Annotated in this window: 7 protein-coding genes; 6 read left to right on the forward strand and 1 reads right to left on the reverse strand. The window is 73.4% G+C overall.

Going from position 1 to position 6,568, the window contains the following annotated elements:
- Window positions 1–152: 152 nt before the first annotated feature.
- Window positions 153–1,556 (reverse strand): DUF2252 domain-containing protein, encoded by a 1,404-nt coding sequence (locus ACH5AO_RS34125; protein ID WP_398931549.1) that lies wholly within the window; start codon window positions 1,554–1,556, stop codon window positions 153–155.
- Between the two features lie 208 nt (window positions 1,557–1,764).
- On the opposite strand from ACH5AO_RS34125, the gene ACH5AO_RS34130 reads away from it, so the two are divergent.
- From ACH5AO_RS34130 to ACH5AO_RS34155, 6 genes are all read left to right on the forward strand, one after another.
- Window positions 1,765–2,430 (forward strand): HdeD family acid-resistance protein, encoded by a 666-nt coding sequence (locus tag ACH5AO_RS34130; protein WP_398931551.1) that lies wholly within the window; start codon window positions 1,765–1,767, stop codon window positions 2,428–2,430.
- A gap of 135 nt (window positions 2,431–2,565) precedes the next feature.
- Window positions 2,566–3,036 carry an SHOCT domain-containing protein gene (locus tag ACH5AO_RS34135; protein ID WP_398931552.1) on the forward strand — a complete coding sequence of 157 codons (471 nt, stop codon included), beginning with the start codon at window positions 2,566–2,568 and terminating at the stop codon, window positions 3,034–3,036.
- A gap of 47 nt (window positions 3,037–3,083) precedes the next feature.
- Entirely contained in the window at window positions 3,084–3,533 is a 450-nt protein-coding gene (locus tag ACH5AO_RS34140; RefSeq protein WP_398931554.1) for a hypothetical protein, read from the forward strand.
- An 11-nt stretch (window positions 3,534–3,544) separates the two neighbouring features.
- Window positions 3,545–4,852 carry a diacylglycerol/lipid kinase family protein gene (locus ACH5AO_RS34145; RefSeq protein WP_398931556.1) on the forward strand — a complete coding sequence of 436 codons (1,308 nt, stop codon included), beginning with the start codon at window positions 3,545–3,547 and terminating at the stop codon, window positions 4,850–4,852.
- An 89-nt stretch (window positions 4,853–4,941) separates the two neighbouring features.
- On the forward strand, window positions 4,942–5,775 hold the full coding sequence (locus tag ACH5AO_RS34150; RefSeq protein WP_398931564.1) for a class II glutamine amidotransferase: 834 nt from the start codon (window positions 4,942–4,944) through the stop codon (window positions 5,773–5,775).
- 65 nt (window positions 5,776–5,840) lie between these two features.
- Window positions 5,841–6,389 (forward strand): AAA family ATPase, encoded by a 549-nt coding sequence (locus ACH5AO_RS34155; RefSeq protein ID WP_398931558.1) that lies wholly within the window; start codon window positions 5,841–5,843, stop codon window positions 6,387–6,389.
- The last annotated feature ends 179 nt before the right edge of the window (window positions 6,390–6,568 follow it).

Here is a 6,568-nt window from a genome sequence, read left to right on the forward strand (position 1 = left end):
TTTCCGGTCGGTGGGTCAGGGGCTCTCGGCGCGTACCCTGCCGGACCGTACGGCCTCGCGCAGCGCCTCGAAGTCCCGCTCGTTGCGGTCCGCGTGGGCCTGTGCGTCCTGGAGGCGTGTCAGGTGCCGGAGTGAGGTTTCCGGTCGGTGGGTCAGGGGCTCTCGGCGCGTACCCTGCCGGACCGTACGGCCTCGCGCAGCGCCTCGAAGTCCCGCTCGTTGCGGTCCGCGTAGTCCTGCGCGAATCCGGCGAGCGCCCGGTCGAAGCGGTCGCCGCGCCCCAGGTAGGCGGCGATGGCGACCGGATCGCCGGAACGGGCGTGGGCGCGGGCCAGGCTCGCCCCGCACAGCCGTGCGAACAACCGCAGCAGCGCCGGGTCCATGGTCTCCGGGCGGGCGATGCCCTTCCAGTCGCGTAGTTGCCGCACGTAGAAGTCCCGGGGGCGTCCGTCGAGGCCCACGGCGTGCGTCCAGCCGAGCAGGATGTCGCTGGTGGTCTGGATCAGCCGCTGGCCCGCCACGACCCGGCGGCCCTGGTTGTCGTACCGCTCGCCCCGCGTGTACGGGGCGAGCACCGACTCCTGCGCCTCCTTGGCCTGCAGCAGCAGGGGGTCGTCGTCGTCCCGGCCGAGCAGCAGCACGATCCAGCAGCGGGTGCCGACACTGCCGACGCCCACCACCTTCCGGGCCACGTCGACCAGGCGGTAGCGCCCCAGCAGGTGCCGGTGCTCCGACGACAGCGAGCGGGCGTACCCGTCCAGGACCTCGCGCAGGGCCTTCTCCTCGGCCGAGGGATCGTCCACCAGGTCGCCCAGCGGTGTGATCAGCGGTGGGTCCGGGGCGATGCGCCGCCCCCCGGGCGTGGCCCGCGTGAGCTTCGCGAAGGCCTGGAGGTGGGTGCGGGTCCGGGCGCGTGCCGCCGCCCGGGCGGCGCGTCGCCGGGCCTCGCGGTCCGTCGACGACGTCATCAGCTCCCGCAGCCGGTCGGCGTCGTCCTGCGCGTACCAGACGTCGAGGGTGCGCATCCCGGCGAACTCCCGCATGCGCCGGCGGTAGGCCTTCACACAGGCGCGCACGGTCTCGTCCTGCGCCTCGACCGGGAAGCCGTTCGCCCGGCCGGCGACGGCGAGGCTCGCCGCCAGCCGCTTGACGTCCCATTCGAAGGGACCGGTGTACGTCTCGTCGAAGTCGTTGATGTCGAAGACGAGACGGCGTTCCGGGGAGGCCAGCAGGCGGAAGTTGAGCAGGTGGGCGTCACCGCACAGCTGCACGGTCAGCCCGGTGTCCGGGGCCGGCCCGAGGTCCGCCGCCATGATCGCCGCAGCTCCCCGGTAGAACCGGAAGGGGGACTCGAGCATGCGGCCGTAGCGGACCGGCACCAGCTCGGGCAGCCGGGTCTCCGACTGCCGCTCGATCACGTCGACGGGGTCGGGCCGGTCCCGGGCCGCCTCGAACCGGCCGTGGGACGAGCGCGGCGCACGGCCGCGTGCCTCCTTGCCGTACGCGGCCCGCTCGGCCGGGGAGAGGGGTGCGCTGAACGGACTCGGTACGGCCATCGCTGTCTCCCGCCTGCACCGCGAACGACGACTGCTCGCCGAAGGGCGACCGTCCGCCGGACGACGACTGTTCGCCGCCATCCCACCGCGCCCGCGCCCCAGCCGGATCACCCGTCGTGGGTGACCCGGCGACGGCGGCCGGGCGGAAGGCTGGTCCCGCGCCCGCGCCCGCGCCGTGGTCCGGGCGCGCTGCGCGGAGGGAGGAGCCATGAGCGCGACACCCGGTCCGGCACCCGGCCCCGGACGGACGCACCCGCCCGGCGGCGCGGCCCCCGGCCTGCCGGACGGCCCCGCCGAGGTCCTGGGGGCGCTCGGGCGCTCCTGGCAGTGGATCCTCGCCTCCGCCGTCGCCACCCTCGTGCCGGGGATCATCGTGCTGGTGTGGCCGGACACCACACTGCACGTCCTCGCGGTGCTCGTCGGTCTGTACCTGCTGGTGGCCGGGGCGTTCCGGTTCGTCGGCGTCCTAGGCCGGGAGGAGCAGGGCGCGCGGCTGCCCGAACTCCTGCTGGCGGTGCTGTACGTCCTGGCCGGGGTGCTCTGCCTGCGCAACCCGCTGCAGACCATCGCCGCCCTCTCCCTGATCGTCGGAGTGGTCTGGCTGGTGTCGGGCATGCTCACCCTCTTCACGGCGATCGCCTCGCGGGACCTGCCGCACCGCGGTGTCGTCCTCGGCGCGGCGCTGCTCGCCGTCGTCGCGGGGATCGTCGTCCTGGCCCTGCCCGCGGAATCGGCCCGGGCGCTGACCCGGCTCCTCGGCCTGTGGCTCGTCCTCCTCGGACTGGTCGAGGCCGTCGTCGCCCTGGCCTGGCGGGCCGCGCTGCGCAGGTCGGGCATCACGGGGACGCCCCGCCGTCCCGCGGGGACCGGCTGAGCCGTCCGGCCGGGACGTCCGGCCGGGGCGGCACTTCACCCGCCCAGGGTGAGGCGGCGGCCCCCCGCCGCGTACACGCTGAAGTCGGCACACAACGGCATGTCGGGCACGGGCGGCCCGGAACGGAGGAGTGAGATGAGTGGTGCGACGTACCTCGCGTACGACTATCCGCTGCTGAGCGCCTTCTGGACCATGCTGGTCTTCTTCCTGTGGATCATGTGGTTCGTCCTGCTCTTCCGGGTCGTCATGGACATCTTCCGCGACGACGACCTGAGCGGCTGGGCCAAGGCCGGCTGGCTGGTGTTCACGGTCGTCCTGCCCTTCCTGGGCGTCTTCGTCTACGTGATCGCCCGCGGCAAGAACATGGGGCGCCGCGAGATCGCGCAGGCGCGCGCACAGCAGGAGGCGTTCGACAGCTACGTCCGCGAGACCGCCAGGGGCGCCGGCGGCCGCACCGGCAGCGTCGACGAACTCGCCCGGCTGTCCGAGATCAAGGCCCGCGGCGACATCTCGGACGACGAGTTCCGCAGGGCGAAGGAGCTGGTCCTGAGCGGCCACGGCCCGACGGAACACACGAGTCCGTTCGCTTCGTCCGGGGGGCGCTGACCGTACGACATCGAGCCGACCGTACGACATCGAATCGAGGCACCGGAATGACAGCGACACATCCGACACACGGCGCCCGCGGCGCGACCGGCGCGCACGCGCCGTCGGTGAAGCGGCAGTGGGCGGAAGGCCTGACGGTCTTCGCCGCCGTCACGCTCATGATCGTGGGAGTGCTCGACATCCTCCGGGGCATCATGGGCATCGCCGAGGACGACGTCTTCGTCACGACGCGGAACTACGTCTTCGAGTTCGACCTCACCGCCTGGGGCTGGATCCACATGGCGCTCGGCGTCCTCGCGGTGCTCGTCAGCCTCGGTCTGGCCCGGGGAGCCATGTGGGCCCGCGTCGCCGGCGTGACGATCGCCGGGCTCCTCATCATCGCCAACTTCCTGTCCCTGCCGTACTACCCGGTCTGGTCCGTCGTGATGATCGCCTTCTCCGGATTCATCGTCTGGGCACTGTGCGCGCCGCGTTCGGGCACCCGCGCCGAGCACTGAGCCACGGCACCGTGTCGCGGACCGGTGTCCGGCGGGACACGGCGTGGGCGCGACTGGCCCTCCTCGCCCTCGCGGCCGGCGTGCTGGTCCCGCTCCTCGCCGCCGGTCTGCGCAGCCTGCTCTGGGCGCTGCTCGGTCTCGCCGGGCTGGCCCTGGCGGCCGTGGGACTGTGGTGGACGCTCGCCCGCTCCGGGGTGGCGCGGATCGCCGGCGCGGCGCTGTGCGCGGTGGCCCCGCTGACGGTGCTGGCGCTGTACGCCGCGGGCGGGATGCTGGGACCGGCCGCGCTCTCCCTGGCACTGTGGGCGCTGGCCGCGGGCGCGGCGCGGACGGCGGTGGCGCCCGGACCCGCCGAGCCGGTGTCCGCCCCGCCGCCCGGCCGTCCCTGGGCGGTGATGAACCCGCGCTCCGGCGGCGGCAAGGTCGACCGCTTCCGGCTGGCGGAGCGGGCGCGTACCGCGGGCGTCCGGGTGGTGCTGCTCGGCGCCGGGCACCACCAGGACGTGGCCGCGCTCGCCGAGGACGCCGTGCGCGACGGGGCCGACCTGCTGGCGGTGGCCGGCGGGGACGGCACCCAGGCCCTGGTGGCGGAGGTGGCCGCCCGGCACGACGTGCCGTTCATGGTGATCCCGGCCGGTACCCGCAACCACTTCGCGCTCGATCTCGGGCTCGACCGGAACGATCCGGCGAAGGCCCTGGACGCCCTGACGGACGGTGTCGAGCTCCGCGTCGACCTCGGGTTCGCCGCGGACCGGGTGTTCGTCAACAACGCCTCCTTCGGCACGTACGCGGCGGTCGTGGGCGATCCCGCGTACCGGGAGGAGAAACGGCGGACCACGCTCCGGATGATGCCCGGGCTGCTGTCCGGACCCTCGGCGCCCCGGCTGGGGATGCGGGCCGACGGGACCCGGGCGGACGGGCTGCAGGCCCTGCTGGTCAGCAACAACCCGTATCCGCGGGCGGTCGACGCGTCCCGGCCGGGGCGCAGGGAGCGGCTGGACTCCGGACGGCTGGGGGTCCTGGGCGTACGGGTGGAGAGCGCGGTGCGGGCCGCGGGGCTGGCGCGCGGTCCCCGCGCGGCCGGCCTGCTGCGGCTCACCGCCGGGGAGGTCGTCGTGGAGGCGGACACCCCGACCGTTCCGGCCGGGGTGGACGGGGAGCACGTGCTGCTGCCGGCCCCCGTGGTGTGCCGGACCGCTCCCGGGGCGCTGCGCGTGCGCGTTCCGCGTGGTGCGGTGCGTACCCGGCGGGGGAGCGGGGCACCCGACTGGCTGCGGGTGACGAGGCTCGCGCTGGGGCGGCGGGAGGACGGTCCGTAGGACGACGGTCGAGGCCGTGACCGTGACACGGCGGTCGTGACCGTGACCGGGAGACGACGGTCGCGGTCGTGACCGGGAAGGCGGTGGACATGTGCCGTTGGCTCGCCTATTCGGGCACTCCCATCCTGCTCGACAGCATCCTCTACAGGCCGGTCCACTCACTGATCGACCAGAGCCTGCACTCCAAGATGGGCGTCGAGACGACCAACGGCGACGGGTTCGGCGTGGGCTGGTACGCGTCGCACAAGGACAGCCCCGCCGTCGTCCGGGACATCGGCCCGGCGTGGAGCGACCGCAACCTGCGGGAGATCGCCGAGCACGTCGTCTCGCCGCTCTTCTTCGCCCACATCCGGGCCTCGACCGGCACGGCGGTGCAGCAGACCAACTGCCACCCGTTCCGGCACGGCCGCTGGATGTGGATGCACAATGGGGCGATCGCCGAGTTCCACCTGGTCAGGCGCGACCTCGCGCTGGCCGTGGACCCGGAGCTGTTCCCGTACGTGGAGGGCTCCACGGACTCGGAGATGATGTTCTACCTGTCGCTGACCCTCGGCCTGGAGGAGGACCCGCCCGGCGCCGTCGCCCGGATGGCCGGCCTGGTGGAACGCGTCGGCCACGAGCACGGCGTGGAGTTCCCGCTGCAGATGACGGTCTCGGTGACCGACGGCGTGCGCCTGTGGGCGTTCCGCTACTCCAGCCAGAAGGAGTCGCGCTCGCTGTTCTACAGCACCCGCGTGGACACGCTGCGCTCCCTCCACCCGGACGTGGCCTTCCTGCACGAGATCTCCGACGGCGCCCGCCTCATCGTCTCCGAGCCCCTGGGCGACCTGCCCGGCGCCTGGAACGCGGTCCCGGAGGGGACGTACGGCGTCGTCCAGCCGGAGGGGGACCGGATGGGTACCTTCACACCCGTGGCGGCCTGAGGCTCCCGACCGAGCGGCCCGATATCGGATCGCGGAGCACGGCCGCCGGCTGGCAGGCTGCCCGCATGGACCAGGCGGAGGTACTGCTCATCGGAGGACGGGCCGGGGTCGGCAAGACGACCGTGGGGTGGGAGGTCTCCGCACTGCTGCGTGCCGCGGCGGTCCCCCACGCGATCGTCGAGGGCGACTTCATGGGCCAGGTGCATCCGGCACCGGAGGGGGACCCGCACCGCTCGGAGATCACCGAGAGCAATCTGACCGCCGTGTGGGCCAACTTCGCCCAGCGGGGCTACCGGCGCCTGGTCTACACGAACACCGTGAGCGTGCTGCCCGAGCAGACGGGCATGTTCGAGCGTGCACTGGGGGCCGGGGTGAGCATCGTGCGCGTCCTGCTCACCGCCTCCGACGCCACCGTCCGCGAGCGGCTGGCGGGCCGGGAGCTCGGCTCGGACCTGGAGCGGGAGCTGGAGGGGAGTCTCCGCAAGGCGCGGCTCCTGGACCGGTGTGCCCCGGCGGGGACGGTACGGGTGGGGACGGACGGGCGGTCCGTCGTGGACATCGCGCGGGACGTGGTGGCCGCCACCGGCTGGACCGTCACGCCCGCACGGCCCTGACCGTCACGACCCTGACCGTCACGTCCCGTCGGACCCGTTGACCTCTCCGTGACACACCCTTACCTTTTCGACGTTCGTCATGTCAGATGGCGTTCGACATATCGAAAAGCGAGTGCATGTCATCTTCCCCACGAGAGGCGGACCGCATGAGCCGCGCCACCGACGACCTGCACGACCCG

Origin of the sequence: Streptomyces sp. NPDC018964 (assembly GCF_044390325.1) — a bacterium.
Classification (GTDB): Bacteria; Actinomycetota; Actinomycetes; order Streptomycetales; family Streptomycetaceae; genus Streptomyces.

What these genes read in the sequence shown, in the direction of transcription:
- ACH5AO_RS34130 (WP_398931551.1), top strand. Translation starts at nt 1,765, where the DNA reads ATGAGCGCGACACCCGGTCCGGCACCCGGCCCCGGACGGACGCACCCG.
- ACH5AO_RS34140 (WP_398931554.1), top strand. Translation starts at nt 3,084, where the DNA reads ATGACAGCGACACATCCGACACACGGCGCCCGCGGCGCGACCGGCGCG.
- ACH5AO_RS34125 (WP_398931549.1), bottom strand. Translation starts at nt 1,556, where the DNA reads ATGGCCGTACCGAGTCCGTTCAGCGCACCCCTCTCCCCGGCCGAGCGG.
- ACH5AO_RS34155 (WP_398931558.1), top strand. Translation starts at nt 5,841, where the DNA reads ATGGACCAGGCGGAGGTACTGCTCATCGGAGGACGGGCCGGGGTCGGC.
- ACH5AO_RS34150 (WP_398931564.1), top strand. Translation starts at nt 4,942, where the DNA reads ATGTGCCGTTGGCTCGCCTATTCGGGCACTCCCATCCTGCTCGACAGC.
- ACH5AO_RS34135 (WP_398931552.1), top strand. Translation starts at nt 2,566, where the DNA reads ATGAGTGGTGCGACGTACCTCGCGTACGACTATCCGCTGCTGAGCGCC.